Source organism: Solibacillus sp. FSL W8-0474 (genome assembly GCF_038004065.1).
Lineage (GTDB): Bacteria > Bacillota > Bacilli > Bacillales_A > Planococcaceae > Solibacillus > Solibacillus faecavium.
In genome coordinates this window covers 1,575,129-1,595,061 of the sequence record NZ_JBBOQJ010000001.1, presented here as the reverse complement: position 1 = coordinate 1,595,061, position 19,933 = coordinate 1,575,129, and the positions used below count along the sequence as shown (strand labels likewise).

Genomic DNA, 19,933 nt, shown 5'->3' with positions numbered 1-19,933 from the left:
TTTTATTTGCCACTGTAAACTGGTGGCCGTTTTTCTTGGAAAGCCTTCAATCCTTCTAGCCGGTCTTCCGTTTGCAGTAATCGGCTATATGCCAATGATTCGATTTGGAGTCCGGTAGAAATATCTGTCTGCATTCCTTGATTAATCGCCGTTTTTGCCTGTATGAGTGAAAGTGGTGCATTTTTAGCAATTTCGTACGCAAGCTCCTTTGCCTGTTCAAGCAATCTTTCTGGCTGTACAATATGCTCGATCATCCCGTACTGATACGCTTCCTCCGCTGATAGACGGCGGGCAGTGTAAATTAGCTCTTTTGCCTTTCCTATACCAATTAGACGAGGAAGACGCTGTGTCCCACCTGCTCCTGGAATGATGCCAAGTGCTGTTTCAGTTAAGCCCATTTTTGCCGTATTGCTAGCTATACGAATATCACATGCAAGTGCAAGCTCCAGACCTCCTCCAAATGCTACACCATTAATAGCAGCGATAACTGGTTGAGCGAGCGCTTCAAAATGATTCATCGTCTTTCCAATTAGTGCAATGGTTTTTCGAGTTTCTCCCTCATTCATCCCTTTACGTTCCTTTAGGTCAGCTCCAGCACAGAAGGCCTTTTCTCCGTCCCCAGTAACAATAACGACACGGATAGAACGATCATCGTGAATTGCTTCTAGTGCCTCGTTGATTTCATGTAACATTTGAACAGATAGCGCATTAGCTGCCTCTGCCCTCATAAACGTGAGCACTGCTACCCCGTCCTGCACCTCTACTTTTACGAAATTTGGCATGATTTCCCCTCCTCTCGTGCTATAGCAGCTAGCTTTGAAGATAGTTTTTTGCCGATTAATCCTTCGACATAAAGGGCTGTTTGCTGGACTTTTTCCAAGCTGACACCTGTTTTGATGCCCATCTCATGCAAGAAATACAATAAATCCTCGGTCGCTACATTGCCCGATGCACCTTTAGCATACGGACATCCGCCAAGCCCACCAATTGCACTATCAAATTTCGTAATCCCATGTGCCAGACTTGTCATGACATTCGCGATAGCTGTGCCACGCGTGTCATGAAAATGCATCGCCAGATTTTCAGCTTTGAAGTGACGCAGCATTTCATGAAGTAGCGCATCTACCTGTGTCGGTACACCCACACCTGTCGTATCTCCAAGCGATAGTTCTGATATGCCCATATCAAACAATTTTTCTGCCACATATACGACCTGCTCCGGTTTTGTATAGCCGTCATAGGGGCATGCAATGACCGTAGAGATATATCCTCGTACGGTCTTGCCTGCTGCTAGTGCACCATCCACAACTTCCTTTAATATAGGAAATGTGTCATCAATGGATTTGTTTATATTCGATTTGTTATGGCCCTCACTCGCTGACATGAAAATACTCACTTCATCGACATCAACATCGAGTGCTCGTACTAGTCCTTTACTGTTCGGCACAAGTGCAGCATACGTAATAGCGTTATTTCGCTTAATTTCTTTTAGCACCTCTACAGCGTCTGCCAACTGTGGAATCCATTTCGGATGTACGAAACTCGTGACTTCGATATAATTGAGCCCGGACTCGCTTAAACGATTAATGAGCTGGATTTTCTCTTCCGTCGGTATAAAAGTCGTTTCATTTTGTAACCCGTCGCGTGGTCCTACTTCTTTTATTTGCACTTGTTTCGGCAGTTGCATAGAATACACTCCCTTATCCGATTTCAACTAAATCGTTTGCTTCATCGATAAAATCGCCTTCAGCAGCCATAATTCGTTTCACTGTCCCTGCTTCTTCTGCTGCAATGGGAATCTCCATTTTCATAGATTCCAAAATAACAACATCTTGACCAGCTGTTACTTGTTCGCCTTCTTTCACCAAAATCTTCCATACTGTACCTGCCATACTCGCTTTTACTATTGTCATATATTATTCCTCCATTTAAGATAGATTGTAGAGAAGTGGCACGCAGTAGATAAAATCTCGCCAAAGTTCAATCTTTTGCGCCTCTTCTCTTCTTATTTACCGACTGCTGTTGTTTTTGGTAAATAGTATTCCTCTACAAATTTAGTTGTGGTGCTACCTGCTAAGAATTGCTCATGTGTGACGGTTTCAATCAGCATCGGTATGTTTGTTTGAATACCTTCCACTACATAATTGCGCAATGCATCGGCTAACTTTGCACACGCTTCCTCACGTGTTGTACCAAACACAATGAGCTTTCCAATCATCGGATCATAAAAAGGAGTTACATCATTTCCTGTTTCGACAGCTACTTCATGTCGAATTCCTTCTCCTTCTGGTAATACTAGTTTCGTAATTTTTCCTGGTGACGGGAAGAATGTCACAGGATGCTCCGCATAAATACGCACCTCAATCGCATGCCCTTTTTGCTGAATATCCTCTCTTGTAAAGGCAAGCTTTTCACCATTAGCCATCTTCAACTGTTGCTCAACAAGATCCAGTCCTGTTATCTCTTCTGTTACCGGATGTTCCACCTGTAGGCGGGTATTCATCTCAAGGAAGTAGAAGTTTTGGTCACTGTCCACTAAAAACTCAATCGTGCCCGCATTTGTGTAGCCGATATGTTTGGCTGCATCCACTGCGGCATCGAGCATTTTCTTACGTGTTTCTTCTGATATGAACGGAGAAGGAGCTTCCTCTACCACTTTCTGATTGCGACGCTGTATAGAACATTCACGCTCATAGACGGGAATAACGTTGCCAAATGCATCAGCTAGCACCTGCACTTCAATATGATGGGGTTCTGCAATGAATTTTTCGATGAACATAGTCCCGTCACCAAAGAAGCTTTGCGCACGTTTTTGATTTCCTTCGAATGCTTTACGCAGCTCCTGTTCATTGTTGACCAACTGCATACCGATTCCACCGCCACCTGCAGACGCTTTTAACATGACCGGATACCCAATTTCCTCTGCAATTTTTGCAGCTGCCTCTGTATCAGCGATTGGTTCATTAACCCCCTGCACAATTGGCACTCCAGCTTGCTGCATCGTTTTTCGTGCCTCTATTTTGCTGCCCATTGCCTGAATGACCTCAAATTTTGGTCCAATAAACGTTAATCCTGCCTCTTCTACACGTTTGGCAAATGTTGCATTTTCAGATAATAAGCCGTAGCCTGGATGAATGGCATCAGCACCTGTTTGCTTTGCCACATCTAAAATGGAATCTATATTTAAATAGCTTTGTGTTACTGGTGGTTTACCGATGCAGAAGCTTTCTGTTGCCTCTTTAACATGCAGACTGTTCGCATCAGCCTCCGAATAAATTGCCACCGTTTCGATGTCTAATCGTTTACACGTTCTGATAATGCGGCGCGCGATTTCGCCTCGATTGGCAATGAGTACCTTTTTGAACATAATTTCAACCTCCCTATTGAATTGTTTTCACCAAATTTGCAAACTGTTCACGAATTTTGAACTTCTGTATTTTTCCTGACGCGGTCATTGGGTAACTGTCGACAAAAAAGATATAGCGCGGTATTTTATGCCTCGATATTTTCCCTTTGCAGAAATCCCTTATTTCCTCTTCTACCGCTGTCTGTCCTTCTTTCAGGATAATCCATGCTGCTACTTCCTCACCGTACTTCTCATCCGGCACACCTGTCACCTGGACATCGAGCACTTTTGGGTGTTGATAAAGGAATTCTTCTATTTCACGTGGATATACATTCTCTCCACCGCGAATTATCATATCCTTCAATCGTCCTGTAACTCGGACATAGCCATTTTCATCCATCGTCCCCAGGTCACCCGTGTGCAGCCAGTTATCGGTATCGATCGCTTCTTTTGTCGCATCCGGATTATTGTAATAACCTTTCATGACGACATAGCCGCGAGCACAAATTTCTCCTTGCTCCCCTCGAGGAACCTCCTCATTTGTACCAGGCCTCATAATTTTCACTTCCACATTTGGTAAAGCACGGCCAACTGTCTCTACTTTTAGATTCAATGGATCATCTACCCGTGTTTGGGTTAACACTGGTGAAGACTCGGTCTGACCGTAGCAAATCGTCACATCTTCCATACCAAGTGTATTGATCACGTCCCTCATTACTTCGATAGGACAATTGGAACCTGCCATCACGCCCGTTCGCAATGACGATACATCAAAACTCGAAATATTCGGTAAATTTAACTCACTGATAAACATCGTTGGTACGCCATGGAGCGCCGTACATTGCTCCTTTTCAACTGTACGAAGTACTTCCTCAGGATGGAACTCCTGCACCGGTACCATCGTTCCCCCAACTGAAACGATCGCCAATGTACCTATTACACAGCCGAAGCAATGGAAAAATGGGACGGGGATACATAGTCGATCTTCATGTGTCAGCTTCATGCATTCTGCAATATTGATCGCGTTGTTAATTAAATTGGAATGCCGTAGCATCACACCTTTTGGAAAGCCCGTCGTCCCCGATGTATATTGAATATTGATGACATCATCATAAGTTAAGGATTGTTTACGTTGTTCTAGTTGTTCATCTGAAATTCGGCTACCATTCGCCAAAAATTCCTCATAGTTGAACGTCCCAGGATATTTTTTATCACTAATTACAACAACGCTTTTTAAAAGTGGAAGTCGAGTGCTTTGTAATTTACCTGGCTCACATTCTTTCAACTCTGGACATAATTCATATAAAGTATCAATGAATGCATGATCTCGGTAGTTGTCGATTAAAATAATCGCCCTTGAATCAGATTGCTTAAGTAAATATTCCAACTCACTTGCCCGGTAACTCGTATTTACGGTGACTAACGGTGCGCCCATCTTCCCTGATCCAAACTGAAGACCCGGCCACTGCGGAACATTTGTTGTCCAGACCGAGAAATGATGGCCTTTTTCAAGTTCAATTGCCATTAACGCTTTTGCGACTAAATCACTGTGCTTGTTAAACTGTTCATATGTCATTCGGTAATCTCGGTCTGAATAGACTAATGCCTCCCGATGAGGGTATTGTGCAGCTTTTTCTTCTAATAGCTCGCCAATCGTTTGATAAACAAGTTCTGCCATACGCATTCCTCCCTTTTGTCAAAAAATCTAACAACCTAACACTCGTGAAATGACCACACGTTGGATTTCAGATGTACCTTCTCCTATTTCCATTAATTTAATATCACGTAAATGACGTTCTACATCGTACTCAGCCATATAACCGTAACCACCATGTATTTGAATCGCCTGATTACATGTACGGAAGCCCATTTCCGACGCATAAAGTTTTGCGAATGCAGCTTCTTTTTTAAAGGACTTTCCTTGATCTTTCAGCCACGCTGCCTTCATTACCATATTGCGTGCCAATTCAATTTCCATCGCCATATCCGCTAATTTAAACTGAATTGCCTGTAATTTAGAGATAGATTTTCCAAACTGTACACGTTCCTTCGAATATTGGAGCGCTTTCTCAAATGCGGACTGCGCAATTCCGACCGATAGTGCAGCGATGGAAATACGACCGCCATCCAGCGTATTTAAAAATTGACCAAATCCCTTTTTTTCGTCTCCCAACACGTTTTCTTTCGGTACTCGAACGTTTTCCAAAACAATTTCACATGTATTCGATGCACGCACACCCATTTTTTGATATTCAGAACGGATAGTTACGCCTGGTGTGTCAGTTGGAACAATGATTGCCGTTATAATATTCTTCCCACGCTCATCTTTTCCCGTAACGGCCGTCACTACAATTTGACGGGCATAACTGGCATTCGTAATCCAACATTTCTCGCCGTTAATAACCCATTCATCGCCTTCGAGATAAGCATTTGTCCGAGTACCCCCTGCATCAGATCCAGCATTTGGCTCCGTCAGTCCAAACGAACCGAACGTTTTTCCTTGCGCCATTGGAACAAGGTATTCTAGCTTCTGCTCCTCTGTACCAAAGTTATAAAAAGGGGTTGCGCCTAAGCTGACAGCAGCCGCATAACTTAAGCCCGTTCCGCCACATGCACGTCCAATTTCTTCCACGGCTAATGCAAAGGATATAGTGTCTCCACCTGAACCGCCATATTCTTCAGGAAATGGAATTCCGAATAAGCCAAGATCCGCCATTTTATCGAAGCTTTCTTTTCTAAACTGATGCTTCTCATCCAGCTCACGTGCATGTGGAGCAATTTCAGCTTGCGCAAACTCACGTACCATATCACGAATCATTTCTTGTTCTTTAGATAATTCAAAATTCATTTTTAAAGCCCCCTTAGATTTTAGAATTAAAGACCGACTAGTCGGTTTGTATTATTTTAAAAAAAACCAGACTTTTGATTGCCTGACTGTCACTGGATTTACATAATGTACTTTTTCGCTTTCGCTTCCTCAAGACCTTGCTCTGTCAGAACACCTCGGAGAATCAAATCATTGAAATGATGTGTAATCTGCTCCATCGTTAAGCTACCGTTCTGCCGGTACCATTTATATGTCCAATTCACCAATCCTATGATTGCCATTGTCGTAATTGTAGTAGAAATCTCGGGTCGAAAATGCCCACCCTCTTTTCCCTCCTCTATCACCTGCTCAATCAACTTTTGGTATTCCGTCCTCTTTTCTTTGATGATATTTTTATATTCTAGAGGTAAATAAGCGCTTTCATTATAGAACACCGTAATATGCCGCTGATAAACATCAAATACATTTGTAAATGCAAACAACAGAGCAGTCACTTTATCGATTGGCGTATCATTTTCTTCATAGGCTTTCTTTGTTTCTTTTAATACGTGGGAGATGAACAAATCGTGTATCTCATATAACAGGGCATCCTTCGATTTAAATTTATGATAAAACCCGCCCTTGGATGTTCCAGCTGTTTCCACAATTTCATCCACTGACACACCGTGGTAGCCCTTGTGCCTAAAAAGGTCAAGTGCTGTTTCAATAATCCGTTCTTTCAGCGATTTCACAACCAACTTCTCGCCTCCCATCAATCATCCGTTAAAATTAAGATGATTTTCCTGCGAAAATACTAATATTTTCTGTTAATTGTCTTATTTTCGTATGATTATAGCACTCTTTGATTTTAGCGTCTATTATTTATTCGCAAAAATTATCGAAAATTCAATTTTTATCTACTTCAAGCATATTTTATTAGATTTTCAGAAACCAAGAAGTCAGCTTCCGTTTTCGCTCTAATTTCCTCTACAGAAACGCTGGATGCTAATTCTATCAGAACCATTCCTTTTTCGGTAAAATCAAATACAGCCAATTCCGTAATGAGACGATGAACAACTTTTTTCCCAGTCAGTGGCAACGTACATTCCTTCTTAATCTTTGATTCACCGTATTTCGATACATGTTCCATGATAACGATAACTCGCTTCGCTCCTTGCACAAGATCCATAGCGCCACCCATACCCTTGACCATTTTCCCTGGAATCATCCAGTTCGCCAAATCACCTTTCTCAGATACTTCCATGCCTCCAAGGATAGCGATGTCGATATGTCCACCACGAATCATGGCAAAACTTTCAGCGCTATCGAAGAAGGATGCGCCGGGTACCGCTGTTACAGTCTCTTTTCCTGCATTGATTAAATCAGGATCTACTTCGCTTTCATCAGGATATGGCCCAATACCTAACAGTCCGTTTTCTGATTGCAATAGCACCTGATAATCACTCGGAATTTCATTTGCAACTAAAGTTGGCATACCAATACCGAGGTTGACGTTCATGCCGTTTCCGATTTCCTTTACCGCTCGTTTAACAATTCGCTCTTTTACACTCATCCAATAGCCTCCTCCACTTTTAATGTGCGTTTTTCAATTTTCTTTTCGTAGCCTTCACCTAGAATTACATGTTGAACGAACACTGCTGGTGTATGGATTTCATCAGGGTTCAGTTCCCCAACTTCGACGATTTCCTCAACTTCTGCAATTGTAATTTTCCCTGCAGTAGCAATAATTGGATTAAAATTTCGGGCCGTTTTACGATAGACAAGATTCCCTAGTTTATCAGCCTTCCATGCTTTTACAAAGGCATAATCCCCTACTATTGCACGTTCCTCAATATACTCTTTGCCGTCAAATTCCTTCACCGGCTTTCCCTCTGCAATGAGTGTCCCCACGCCAGTAGCCGTGTAAAACGCCGGAATTCCAGCACCACCTGCCCGGATACGCTCTGCCAATGTCCCTTGAGGGGTCAGTTCGACTTCTAGCTCTCCGCTTAAAAATTGTTGCTCAAAAGTCTTATTTTCCCCTACATAAGATGCAATCATTTTTTTGATTTGCTTGTTCGCCAGTAATAATCCTAGCCCCCAATCGTCAACACCGCAATTATTGCTGACAACCGTCAAATCTTTAATGCCTTTTTGACGAATAGCCTCGATTGCTAGTTCAGGAATACCACAAAGTCCGAATCCACCGACTAATATGGTTGCACCATCTTGTACTTCTCCAACAATTTCATGTATATTTTTCTCTACTTTATGCACAATATTCCTCCTTTAAGTAAAATTAACATCATTATAAACAGGTTATTTTAGAATAGCAAATTTAAATTCTGAATTTTCAAATTGAAGAGTGCTAGTTTAAAGGCAGCCATGTTTATTAACAGCAAGCTCTAACATTTCTCTCTTTTTTACTTAAGTCACTAAAAAACCTCGTCAATCAACATTGATTAACGAGGTTGGAGATTGTGGACAAAAGATCCCGAGACTTCTTGTATTTTTAATATAAATTTCAACTTGATGGTTAGCCGGAACAATTTTCATTAGAGAAATCGTATCTCACTTTATGTAAAGCGATGAATAAGTTGATTGGAGTGGAGGGACCGTGACTCCACCGGGATTAGCGCGCGCGGAAGATCCACTAAATTGTGCCTGCCGTTGTAGGCACAATTTAGTTAGCTGGAGCCGTGCCCGGGGAAAGCATCGGTCCTGGAATGAAAATCAACGGTTCAATGTTAATGTATTTCTTAAACAATCATTTTTTAACGAGGTTGGATACTATTAATTACGCAGCATGTTAATTGAACTAAAAATGTTAAATTTAAGTCAGCCTCTGCGCACGGTTATATATAAAAATACTACATAACATGATTAAGGAAATAATTGCAAACATATAATTAATAGAAGCCGTTAATAACCAGCCCCCTAGTATCGGTCCGATAAAGCCGCCAATATTTTTAAACTGGGAAGCCCCAAGATATGTTCCCTTTTGATCTTCCGGTGCAATCTCCTCTATCACTGCATTCATCATCGGAAAACAGAAAATTTCACCGACCGAAAACACAATCATACTCACGATAAACATCCACGCACTATCGGAAACACCAAACAGAAATAACCCAATTGCAAAGATGACTACGCCTATTTTTAGCGAAGAATAGATCGAGATTTTCTCACTTACTACGGTTAAAGGGAGTTGAAATGCTAATACCGTTATGGAGTTTGCAACGATCACATAAGAAAAGAGCTTCACTCCATCTTCCACAGTCATGTTAATAAATTGTGGCAATGTCGAGTTAAACTGGGAATAACCAATTGTAATTAAAATGCCTCCCGCGATAAACAGCAATAGCTTTTGATCATGGAAAACCGCGCTCAAAATCGTTCGTATTTGATGCTTCGAACTAAGTCTTTTTTGCTTCATTTCATAGCGGTTTAATACGACAAGTAAAAAGACGCCATACAGCGCATACATAAATCCTGTAATCATAAACGGTGTCGCCGGACTTGATAAGCTTGCGACCCATACCCCAAGTAATGGACCCATAACAGCCGCAATATTAATTGCCGTATAGCGGACGGAAAAAAGGCGCCTTTTTTTAGCATCCTCCGTAAAATCAATCATTAATGCTTGTGTACCTGGTTCAAAAAATGAGCGGCATAATCCATTTACTGCATTCAACAAAACGAAATAAACAGCAGAAGGAGCCCAAGCAAAACCAACGAATGTGAGGCTCCATATAAAGACAGTAATAATAATGACCGCTTTTCGTCCAAAACGATCGGTTAAATACCCGCCGATTAAGCCACCAAACGTTGAAAATAATGGGGCAATTCCAATTGTCACACCGATTAACAAAGGAGAGGCCTGAAGTTCATTATGTAAGTATAAAGCCAAAAACGGGATAGCCATAAAACTGGCTGTTCGAACAAAAATTGTTCCACTTAGTATGATCCATACGAGTGGATGGAAATATTGAAAAATTCTTTGCATAAAATGTCTCCTCTAGTTTTCAATGTGTTTCCTATTATACATCCTTATGTAAATTATATTTTAGTAATGTGAATTTTCTGTTATTTTTACTTCATATTTCCAGTAAAATGGTATAATTGCAGAAAATAATAGGTTAGGAGGGAAATTCAAGTGAAGCTTACGAAAGAAGAGAAATCGTGGATATTGTACGATTGTGGGAATTCAGCTTATTCAATAGCTATTACTACTGCCCTGTTTCCAATTGTCTTTGGTATGTTTAATGGGGTCAATAATATGGACTTGGGGTACTTTAATTCACTTGCCAGTATATTTGTTGCTGTACTTAGCCCCATTTTAGGAGCATTTGCAGATTACAAAGATAAGAAAAAACGTTTCTTCACATTTTTTGCATTAGTCGGTATTATTTCTACTCTTTCCTTTACATTTATTTCACCTGAAAGTGGACAATGGCAGCTATTAATCGTCATGTACATTTTATCCTGCATTGGTTTTGCCGGAGCAAATATTTTCTATGATTCTTTCTTAGTTGATGTTACGACGGATGAAAAGATGGATAAAGTATCCTCATCCGGTTTTGCATTCGGCTATATTTCAAGTGTAATCCCTTTTGGAATTAGTTTAGCCGTTATTTTCGTAATGGGAATGGATGAAGCGATTGGCTATCAAATTGGGTTTTGTATTACGGCATTATGGTGGGGATTACTGACAATCCCGATGATTCGTGATGTAAGGCAGCGTCATTATATCGAACCAGAACCAAATCCGGTTGGCCAAAGCTTTAAACGATTAGGTCAGACGTTTTTAAACATTAAAGATTATAAAATCGTATTCTTATTTTTAATCGCCTATTTCTGCTATATCGATGGTGTCGATACAATTATTAAAATGGTTGTACCTTATGCAACGAGCGTTTTAGGACCAGATAGTTTAAATACATTTATGCTATTAGGCATTTTACTCGTTATTCAAATTGTTGCTTTTCCGTTTGCCCTGCTTTATGGTTCCCTTGCTAAAAAATATTCGACACGCTCGATGATTATCGCTGGTATTACGACATATATGGTTGTATGTATTGCGGCATTTTTCATATCTGAAATGTGGCATATCTTTGTGCTTGGTATTATGATTGGCTCTGCGCAAGGCGGAATTCAGGCCCTTAGCCGATCGTACTATGGAAAAATTATACCGAAAGAACGATCGAACGAATTTTTCGGCTTTTATAATATTTTCGGCAAGTTCGCTGCGATTATCGGTCCCTTTTTAATGGCATTGACAACTACATTAACAGGTGAAGCAAGATATAGTATTTTATCAATTATTCCATTATTCATTATCGGTCTCATCGTATTCCTCATGCTTCCAAAAGATGTAGGTCAACAAACAAGAACAGTAAGGTGATTATATGACACAAAAAAGTAAATATGTCATCGTCGTTTCGTACGACGCTTTTTCCATCGATAACTGGGAAAGCGCAAAGTCGAAATCGAATTTGGCAAAGTTAATTGAAAATGGTGCTTCCACAAATTTAGTAAAAAGTGTGTATCCAACCCTCACCTATGTTATTCACAGCTCGTATGTGACAGGTATGTATCCAGATAAACACGGTGTATTTCATAATAATCCGTTCCAGCCTTTCGTGCCTGAAAGCGAACAAAACTGGCATTGGTTCCGGAAGGATATTCAAGCGCCAACTGTGTATGAGGCCGCTCATAAAAAGGGCCTTACAACAGCAGGATTATTATGGCCAGTAACAGGAAAAGCACAAATCAATTACAATATTCCTGAAATTAAAGCAGTCAAAAATGAAAACCAGGCATTAAAGATTTTGAAAAGCGGAAGTAAATTATTCACGCTCCAGATGGAATTAAAATACGGCAAAATCAGACAAGGAATTAACCAACCTTATTTGGATGACTTCACAACAGTTTGTGCAGTCGATACAATTAAAAAGAAAAAGCCCAATTTACTGCTTATGCATTTAATCGATTTGGATGATTCAAAGCACTTGCACGGTACACAAGGGGCACATATTGAACAAGTCATCGATCGTATGGATCGGCGTATCGGTGATTTAGTTCAGGCGACAAAAGATGCCGGCATTTATGATGAAACGACTTTTATAATTGTTGGGGATCATAGCCAGCTTGATGTTCAATATAAAGTGTATTTAAATCGGTTATTTTATGAAGAGGGTCTAATTTATGAGCAGCATGGAGCATGGCATTGGCGTGCCTATGTGCAAGGTGCTGGTGGCGCTGCCTATTTGCATGTGCAACCAGGAGATTCCGAGGCGGAAAGAATTGCTCTTTCCATTTTACAAGATGCAAAGCAACATGAATCCTATGGCATAGAAGCCATTTTAAGTACACAAGAGCTGAACGAACTCCATGTAAATAATCAATTCCGTTATATGATTGAAGCAAAGGAAGGCTACTCTTTTGAAGATGACCACTTACAGGAAGCGATCATTGATTTACATGCACAAGGTAAAAAATACGCAACACATGGTTATTTACCATCTAAAACGAATTATACGAGTAATTTAATTATTTCAGGTAATCAGGTCATTGCCGGCACTGATATTGGTGAAGTAAGTGTTGTCGACATAGGCCCTACAATTGCACATATATTAAATCTTGATTTACCTAATACAGATGGCCGGGCGTTAACCGAAATATTTAAGTGATGACTTCTTTAAGCCGTTTGTCATTTCACTGATTGACGGCTTTTCAAACTTAACCAAAATTGCGAGGTAACTAACTATATGTTAATAAATGAATTCAGTGATAATCTCTCTAAATACAAACTACCGGAAGAATATGACGAGACTTATAAAAATTACACAGCAGATTTAGATTTTATCAAGGCTCACTTAGGAGAAAACAAGAGCGCCATTATTGAACTTGCTTGTGGTACAGGACGCTTGGCCATCCCATTAGCCAAAAAAGGTCATACGGTTTATGGTGTTGATATTGATCAAGGTATGCTGGATTTCGCACGGAAAAAGGCCCTTAGCGAAGATGTTGATATTCATTTGAGTGTACAAGACTGCACACAATTGAACTTACCGATTACATCCAATTTTATTTATATGACCGGTAATTCATTTCAACATTTCTTAACGAATGAAAGCCAGGATGCTCTTTTTATATCAGTTAAAAAGCATTTAAACCCAGGTGGCGAATTTCTATTTGATACGCGAAATCCGATTCTCCATGAACTTGCGAAAGACGAAATTTATGAGGAAACTATAGAGAAAAATGGTGAAACATTCCACGTCGTCAACAAGGAAAATTATGATCCATTAACACAAATATTGCATTGTACTTCCACCTATACGTCTACACAAAATGAATATATAGATAGTATTAATTTAAGATATACATATCCATTAGAAATGAAACGGCTTTTAGAACAGCATGGGTTTGAACTCGTTCACATATATGGTTCATGGACAAAAGCAGCTTTTGGTGCAAATAGTATTTCTATGGTGATTCATGCAAAGTTAAAGGAAGTTTAATAGGGGTGCCTTAACCATTCTTCTCCTTGGGGGAAATGGAATTTTTTTGCTGGCATAAAAAATTAATTTCCATTCCGGGACGCTATCCGCGGGCACGGCCTTACACGAATATCTCAGGCGTCGGTGCTCCTGCGGTTACTCGTCGCATAAATAAATTTTGCTGTTCCCGCAGGAAGCTTTGCTTGTAGCGAAAGGCGTTAGCCATCAGCTACACTCGCCCTCCATTCCAATCAATTTTTAAAGTATCCGTTTTTTAATTGGTGCTGTTAAAAAAATTTGAATTATATCTATGTCAATCCAATCTAATTCTCTAACATTAGGGATTTCGCCAATAAAATGATAGTCATTACGCATCACGCGCATAGGTTTCTTCCATTGCATCAAACACCGTTCCGTCTCGAAAATCTGCTCGATCCATCTGGAATCGCTCGCATACGGCATATAAAAACCAAAGCCATTGTTCATCCTGCTCTATCATTGCTTGCTTTCCACCCCCTTCTAAAAATGGTGTGACGATTTGCTTTTCAAGTGTTTGAAAATATTGTACGGCGTCTTCTGCCCCTGGCCAGTTCAAATCTTGAAACAGTTCGACCATGTTTGGAAAAGCCGCGATATTGTAAGGGTAACCGATTTCCATCACGACTTTTACGCTATTTTGCCAGTAGCTTTTTCCGTACGTTGGAAAAACGCTGGCCAGTTGGTTGAGTGGCATATTTGCGACGAGCCAGTTTATTGCGTCCTGCTGTGTCTCTTCTGGTAAATGCCAATGCAATTCATTAACGTAATGCTTTATTTCCTCTCGAATCATGTTGTCATCTCCTCGTATTCTAGATGCCCATGCTGCGGGCATCCAAATAGCTGACATCCACCGTCTGGGTACATATCATATTCAAATGGCGGCACAACACCTTGTTCAAGTCGTAAAAGCAGCATTTCAAGCACTTTGAGCTGCTCATTACACTCAATTAGGCACTCATCACGATCCTGCGCCGACCAGTGCTCATCTAGCTCTCTTTGTCGCTCCTCTACGATTTCTTCTTTTTTCTGCTGAATTGCTTGAAGAATGACTTTTTGGCAAGCGTCGAAATCTTCCAGTTGCCAGAGCGTATATGCATAGCGACTCACAATATAGGGCGTCACATAATATTGATTCCACTCTTTTTCAAATTGCACGCGTGCCTCAGCAAAGCAGCCTAGCTCGATATACACATCAGCCCTTTCAATTGCACCCGTATAATCACTCGATTCCTCATTCCAATTGTCTAAAAGTGCCTTGGCCTTCTCCGTTTGACCTGCATGAATCCAGCATACGACCTCATGTAGTTGGGTTAAACCCGAATCGCCTTCGCAATTTGAAAATATTTTGGCAGCTTGCTCGAATTCACCAAGATGAAAATATGTGATGGCTAAATTGTACGTCGCTTCCTTTGTTTGCTGAAAATGAAGTGCCTGCTGTAAATAGAGCTTCGCTTCCACGTATTGCTTGTTATGCAAAGCGATCTCTCCAAGCATCATGTACGGGAACGAAGACTGCGGTTGTAACGAAAGCACTTGCTCTAACAACTGCCTTGCTGCCTCTCTGTCTTCTTCCTCACGCAGTATAAACCATGCTAAATTGTTTAAGCTCTGAACAGAAGGGCATTCATTCGCTAACTTTTTAATGAGCGCAAATGCCTCGTCAAATTCGTTTTGCTCTAACAGTATGAGCGCACGCGTATTTTCTGTAACAAGTCCTTTTATTATGTCGTCTAGTCGCTCAGCGTATCCGATTCGGTGCAAAGCTATGCTTAACTCGATTAAAAATCCAAGAACCGCTTTTTTAACTGTTCCCTCTGATAATGCACCTAGCTTTTGACGTTCAATCGGTGAATGGACGAGCACACCTTCTTCATGCACAAAAAAACGTAGCAACGCTTCGTCGCAATCAATCGAATCATATGTAAAATCACTTAATTGCCCATTGACTGCCAAACGTAACCATTTCCCAAGCTGAATCGCAAGCTCTACGATGTTGACATTCTTTTCAGAAAAATAGAGCTCACCATTTACGTAAATTTCTACATCACCCTCGATATAGCCGTTATCAAATGCCCATCGATTGTTATTTAGATGCTCGACTTCAAGCTGGAATAGAAACTTCATCGCTTTTCGTCCCTTTCCGTATAGCAAATAATTACTTGCTCATCTTCTTCGATAAACTGCCGCCCGACCCAGTGGCTATAAGAAACTGGAAATGTGGCTTTCTCCTCACGCCAGCTCCCTGTTGCGTTTGCCTTGTGAAAAATTCATCATAGGCCTGCCCATACTCAAACACAATGATTTGTGAATACCACATTTGTTGTGGAAACAGTAGCACTACGATTTTATATGTGTCATGCGGCTTTTGTTGTAATAACGCTGTTGCACTGTTTAATAAAAATCGTGCTATACTTGCGCTTTCTTTCGGACGTAACGCTTCTATGAAAGCCTGACTAGCCGGTAACTTCATTACGTGCAATTCATTGTAATACGTCTGTGGAAATACACGTGTTGCCTCGATTAATCTTTGCTCAATCATGCACAGCTTTCTTTTCTTACCCCTAACTTTTTTCATAAGTAGCTCCTTTATTCAAATAACGTCAATTGCTCCCCAGGTCCTGCTACGATTAACACGATATCATCGTCCACTTGCGCTTGTAATTGCCAGCCCTCAAATTGATCATTGTCTCCAATCACTTCTAGCTGCATTCCTGATACAAATTGAAGGCAAAGATTGTTCGGTAGTAGTAATTGAACTGACGAAACTTTCTGACGAGCGAGTGCAGTCAAATAGGATAATTTATCGTTTGCCTCCCGTTTCACAACGTTTGTCTCACCATTTTGCGTCAACTTAAACGTTCCTTCAATTCGGAGTGTCACTTCATCATAGCAACTATTGCTTGTTGAAAACTGGATGACAGGTCCCCAAAAATGAAGACTATCGATTGTTTCATGTAGAAAGTATTTTTCCATTAAATGCTGTATGTGTATATGTTCCATCATCTTCAGTCTCCTTTTTAACAATCTCGAATTACTTAAAACAAAAATCTTATAAATGGATGCATCCCCATAACATGCAGTGCCCACCTAAAATAAGGGAAGATTTTACCGTTATTTGAAGGAGGTAGCTCATTTTTGGGGTAATAAGGGAACGTTTTACCGTTATTTTAAATAAAATCTTTAAATTTCAAGTTTTTTAGGTCAATAACGGAATTTACTTCCCTTATTTCGGCTATTTTCTATGTCATTTTCGAAATAACGGAAATTCCTTCCGCTATTTATCTCCTTACGCAATTCAATGTACAAAAGTTTAAAATTATTTATAACTATAACATTATAAGCGGGCACATGATCTAAGCGAGCGCTGCTGCCCTAAAATGTGAACGCTTTAATCAAATAAACAAATCAAGATAAATTTAACATGCATGTGCTCAATCCGAAATTGACCGCATGCCTGTCCAGTGACCTAACATTTGTCCACTAAATACTGAAAATCCAAATAGAAGGGCTTTTTAATTAGTGCTGTTATAAATTCGAATTATATTTTTCTCTAATAAAGTTTAATAACGGCAATAATTGCTCACTCTCTCGAACGTGCTTCATATAAATTTCTACAGGAAACAAATGCATATGTGGTTTTAATTCTAAAATTTTCAATCTAGCCTCTGCCAGCTCATCTTCTATGAGAAACTTAGGTAGAAAACCAATTCCTAAACCACCTAATACTAGTTGTTTCACGATATTACTTTCTTTAATTGTATTTTTCCGAGGAATTTTGTGCTCTTGTTCAATTAGTGTTAATAGCGGCTCTATTCCCTCCAAATACCCTACAAACATTGGATATTCCTTTAATAGTTCTGACAAGATAATTGATATTTTTTTATCTTCATCTTTGAATGAAGGCGGGTATGCTAAAACAAGTGGACTTGTTTGTAATTTTTCTGCATGAATATCTATAAACTTACTGTTGCTTGTACCTATCGCAAGGTGGACCGTTTGTAAGCGAATTAAAGCATCTATATCATGTGATTCTTCTATTACGATATCAAGCTCGTAGTTTGTAAAATGGGACATAAATTCATACAAAATTTCTGGAAGTTTTGTTGTTACCAATATTGGAGACAGCGCAATGGATAATTGGATCTTTTCAGAACTTGAATACGTTATCAATAACTGTTTATTTTCATTAACCTTCTCTAAAATCTCTTTTGCTAAAGGATAAAAATATTCCCCTTCTCTTGTAAGCTGAATTTGCGTATGATTTCGCACAAACAAAGGTACCTTTAAATCTTCTTCCAATAGTTTTATATGTACAGAAATGCTAGGTTGCGAAATAAACAGTTTTTCAGCAGCTACCCTAAAATTGCTGCATTCATAAACTGTCACAAAAGTTTTCAGCCATTTTAGCTCCATGATTTCACCTTCTTCTAATTAATAATATTAATCAATTTTATTAATTTTTATTAATTCTGTTAATTTAATATTTATTATACGATAAAGTCACTCAAAAGAAAGAAGGTATGAACATGGGAAAAAATCAAATTATCTCAACTTTTAATCGCTTTGCAGAAATGGAAGCAAAAGATAACAGCCCTCTATATGAATTTTGGTGCCATCGCATCGTTCAGGATGATTTTCTGCTGGATTTAATCGAGCATATTCCCAAGACACAACCGAAACCAAATCTCTTTTTTGCTTCGGTGCAATATTTAGCATTAAGATCAAGACGACCATTAGCTCACTGTTTTCTTCACCTGGAAGAAACCGAATTCGAAACGAACTTTCATTTATTAAAGGATTTCTGTAAGGAAAATAAACACGAGTTAATTCAATTATTCCAAACGAAAAAAGTGCAAACAAATGAGGTTCAACGAGCAGCCTACCTGTACCCCATTTTCCATGAAATTTTTAAACGAAGTAACAAACCATTAACACTTATTGAGATTGGAACAAGTGCAGGATTATTATTAAACCTTGATTATTATCAATATGAAATTCATCAATCTGATCCTATTCATTATGGAGCTAAAGGAAGTTCCCTTCAGATACACGCGAAGAATTTAGGAGATACTTTAATCGGGATAGATACGTTTGAAATTAAAAACCGCTTAGGAATTGACTTAAACATTATCGACTTAAAAGAGGAAGACGACTATTATTGGCTCCAATGCTTAATTTGGCCAGAGCAACAGCAACGAAAAGAAAATTTAAAAAAGGCGCGCGAAATCCATTTAAACTGTGAGAAAACTTTATTAGAAGGTGATTTCAGAAAGTTGATTCCACAGTATATTGGCGAACTAAATGAAGAAACACAAATTGTCATTTTTCATACGCATGTTGCTAATCAGTTCCCTTTAGAATTAAAGGAAGACTTATTATCAATGATCAATAATTTAAGCAGCAAAACACCGATTTACCATGTTTATAATAATATGTACGATCAACATTTACATGTGGATTATATCAATTCGAATGAGACAACTAACTTAAAAGTATTGAAAAATACGGATGGGCATGGGCTTTATTTTTATTGGAATTAAAAAATCGTTCTAATTACTGATGCGATTGACCCTTTTGGCTATTTCGAATGAAAAGGACTCCAAGATCTTCTCACCCCCTTTAGATATTCGATATTAATCGATATAATGAATTTATTAACTATTATTCCTAAAGGAGAAAATATGAAGACAAAAGGTGAACTTACAAAACAAAATATATTAAAAGAGTCCATAAAATTATTTAGTAAGCAATCCTTCAAAAATGTAACAATCCGTCAAATTGCAAAAGCTGCCGGCATTTCACCAGCATCTATTTATAAATATTACGATACCCAGGAAGATTTATATTATGCTGCAATGCAGTCTGCAAGTCAGGAGCTAATAAATGTATTACAAACTGCCGAAACATTGGAAGCATTGGTCAAAACATATTTACATCACATGTTAATTTCTGAAGTATTATTTGAAATTATGACCTATTTTTCATTAGATAAAGAGAACGAAAAAAATATATTGCCGATTTCAAATGAAATTAATTATTTCCTGGATTTACTCGAAAATATGATAGCAGGGGAAAACGCAAAAATCGAAGCACAATTATTATTTTCTACATTAAACGGTTTAATTATTTCATATAAGAAAATACCAGATCGAAATGATGAAACTAATTTTGATGCTATCCAAAGGCTCGCTGACTATTATATTATGCAATTAAAAAAAAGATTATAAAACAAGGTGA

The 19,933-nt window shown here is 39.2% G+C and carries 20 protein-coding genes; 5 read left to right on the top strand and 15 right to left on the bottom strand.

Features of this window, described 5'->3' with window-relative positions; translation table 11 throughout:
• Positions 1-2: 2 nt before the first annotated feature.
• From NYE67_RS07795 to NYE67_RS07750, 10 genes are all read right to left on the bottom strand, one after another.
• Complete coding sequence (locus NYE67_RS07795; RefSeq protein WP_340729654.1) at positions 3-782, bottom strand: enoyl-CoA hydratase; 780 nt, start codon at positions 780-782, stop codon at positions 3-5.
• Positions 767-1,687, bottom strand: a complete 921-nt coding sequence (locus NYE67_RS07790; protein WP_340729653.1) for a hydroxymethylglutaryl-CoA lyase — start codon at positions 1,685-1,687, stop codon at positions 767-769. The genes NYE67_RS07795 and NYE67_RS07790 overlap by 16 nt, the downstream gene beginning before the upstream one ends.
• A 13-nt stretch (positions 1,688-1,700) precedes the next feature.
• The gene (locus NYE67_RS07785) at positions 1,701-1,913 is read right to left on the bottom strand and encodes an acetyl-CoA carboxylase biotin carboxyl carrier protein subunit (RefSeq protein WP_340729652.1); all 213 of its coding nucleotides are present in this window, start codon (positions 1,911-1,913) and stop codon (positions 1,701-1,703) included.
• A gap of 92 nt (positions 1,914-2,005) precedes the next feature.
• Positions 2,006-3,367: an acetyl-CoA carboxylase biotin carboxylase subunit gene (locus NYE67_RS07780; protein ID WP_340729651.1), complete on the bottom strand. Its 1,362-nt coding sequence runs from the start codon at positions 3,365-3,367 to the stop codon at positions 2,006-2,008.
• 13 nt (positions 3,368-3,380) lie between these two features.
• Positions 3,381-5,024, bottom strand: coding sequence for an AMP-binding protein (locus NYE67_RS07775; RefSeq protein WP_340729650.1), 1,644 nt, complete (start codon positions 5,022-5,024; stop codon positions 3,381-3,383).
• Positions 5,025-5,051: 27 nt separating this feature from the next.
• Complete coding sequence (locus tag NYE67_RS07770; RefSeq protein WP_340729649.1) at positions 5,052-6,194, bottom strand: acyl-CoA dehydrogenase family protein; 1,143 nt, start codon at positions 6,192-6,194, stop codon at positions 5,052-5,054.
• 98 nt (positions 6,195-6,292) lie between these two features.
• Positions 6,293-6,910, bottom strand: a complete 618-nt coding sequence (locus NYE67_RS07765; RefSeq protein ID WP_445683367.1) for a TetR/AcrR family transcriptional regulator — start codon at positions 6,908-6,910, stop codon at positions 6,293-6,295.
• A gap of 164 nt (positions 6,911-7,074) precedes the next feature.
• Positions 7,075-7,725, bottom strand: a complete 651-nt coding sequence (locus NYE67_RS07760) for a CoA transferase subunit B (protein ID WP_340729648.1) — start codon at positions 7,723-7,725, stop codon at positions 7,075-7,077.
• Complete coding sequence (locus NYE67_RS07755; protein WP_191703064.1) at positions 7,722-8,429, bottom strand: CoA transferase subunit A; 708 nt, start codon at positions 8,427-8,429, stop codon at positions 7,722-7,724. The genes NYE67_RS07760 and NYE67_RS07755 overlap by 4 nt, the downstream gene beginning before the upstream one ends.
• Positions 8,430-8,985: 556 nt before the next feature.
• Positions 8,986-10,158 carry an MDR family MFS transporter gene (locus NYE67_RS07750; protein ID WP_191703063.1) on the bottom strand — a complete coding sequence of 391 codons (1,173 nt, stop codon included), beginning with the start codon at positions 10,156-10,158 and terminating at the stop codon, positions 8,986-8,988.
• A 150-nt stretch (positions 10,159-10,308) separates the two neighbouring features.
• Here NYE67_RS07750 and NYE67_RS07745 point away from each other — a divergent pair, with 150 nt between their 5' ends.
• From NYE67_RS07745 to NYE67_RS07735, 3 genes are all read left to right on the top strand, one after another.
• Positions 10,309-11,556, top strand: a complete 1,248-nt coding sequence (locus tag NYE67_RS07745) for an MFS transporter (RefSeq protein WP_191703062.1) — start codon at positions 10,309-10,311, stop codon at positions 11,554-11,556.
• A 4-nt stretch (positions 11,557-11,560) separates the two neighbouring features.
• Positions 11,561-12,844 (top strand): alkaline phosphatase family protein, encoded by a 1,284-nt coding sequence (locus NYE67_RS07740; protein ID WP_340729647.1) that lies wholly within the window; start codon positions 11,561-11,563, stop codon positions 12,842-12,844.
• 78 nt (positions 12,845-12,922) lie between these two features.
• A complete protein-coding gene (locus tag NYE67_RS07735; RefSeq protein ID WP_340729646.1) occupies positions 12,923-13,678 on the top strand; it encodes a class I SAM-dependent methyltransferase in 756 nt (251 codons plus the stop codon).
• A 346-nt stretch (positions 13,679-14,024) separates the two neighbouring features.
• Here NYE67_RS07735 and NYE67_RS07730 read toward each other — a convergent pair whose 3' ends face one another.
• The 5 genes from NYE67_RS07730 to NYE67_RS07710 all read right to left on the bottom strand — a co-directional run bounded on the left by NYE67_RS07730 (position 14,025) and on the right by NYE67_RS07710 (position 18,109).
• Positions 14,025-14,543: a hypothetical protein gene (locus NYE67_RS07730; protein ID WP_340729645.1), complete on the bottom strand. Its 519-nt coding sequence runs from the start codon at positions 14,541-14,543 to the stop codon at positions 14,025-14,027.
• Positions 14,483-15,820: a tetratricopeptide repeat protein gene (locus NYE67_RS07725; RefSeq protein ID WP_340729644.1), complete on the bottom strand. Its 1,338-nt coding sequence runs from the start codon at positions 15,818-15,820 to the stop codon at positions 14,483-14,485. The genes NYE67_RS07730 and NYE67_RS07725 overlap by 61 nt, the downstream gene beginning before the upstream one ends.
• 31 nt (positions 15,821-15,851) lie before the next feature.
• The gene (locus NYE67_RS07720; protein WP_340729643.1) at positions 15,852-16,271 is read right to left on the bottom strand and encodes a DUF3916 domain-containing protein; all 420 of its coding nucleotides are present in this window, start codon (positions 16,269-16,271) and stop codon (positions 15,852-15,854) included.
• 11 nt (positions 16,272-16,282) lie between these two features.
• Positions 16,283-16,699, bottom strand: a complete 417-nt coding sequence (locus NYE67_RS07715) for a DUF6188 family protein (RefSeq protein ID WP_340729642.1) — start codon at positions 16,697-16,699, stop codon at positions 16,283-16,285.
• Between the two features lie 522 nt (positions 16,700-17,221).
• On the bottom strand, positions 17,222-18,109 hold the full coding sequence (locus NYE67_RS07710; RefSeq protein WP_340729641.1) for a LysR family transcriptional regulator: 888 nt from the start codon (positions 18,107-18,109) through the stop codon (positions 17,222-17,224).
• Positions 18,110-18,222: 113 nt separating this feature from the next.
• Here NYE67_RS07710 and NYE67_RS07705 point away from each other — a divergent pair, with 113 nt between their 5' ends.
• Positions 18,223-19,236, top strand: a complete 1,014-nt coding sequence (locus NYE67_RS07705) for a DUF2332 domain-containing protein (RefSeq protein ID WP_340729640.1) — start codon at positions 18,223-18,225, stop codon at positions 19,234-19,236.
• A gap of 105 nt (positions 19,237-19,341) precedes the next feature.
• Entirely contained in the window at positions 19,342-19,923 is a 582-nt protein-coding gene (locus NYE67_RS07700) for a TetR/AcrR family transcriptional regulator (RefSeq protein WP_340729639.1), read from the top strand.
• Positions 19,924-19,933 lie beyond the last annotated feature (10 nt).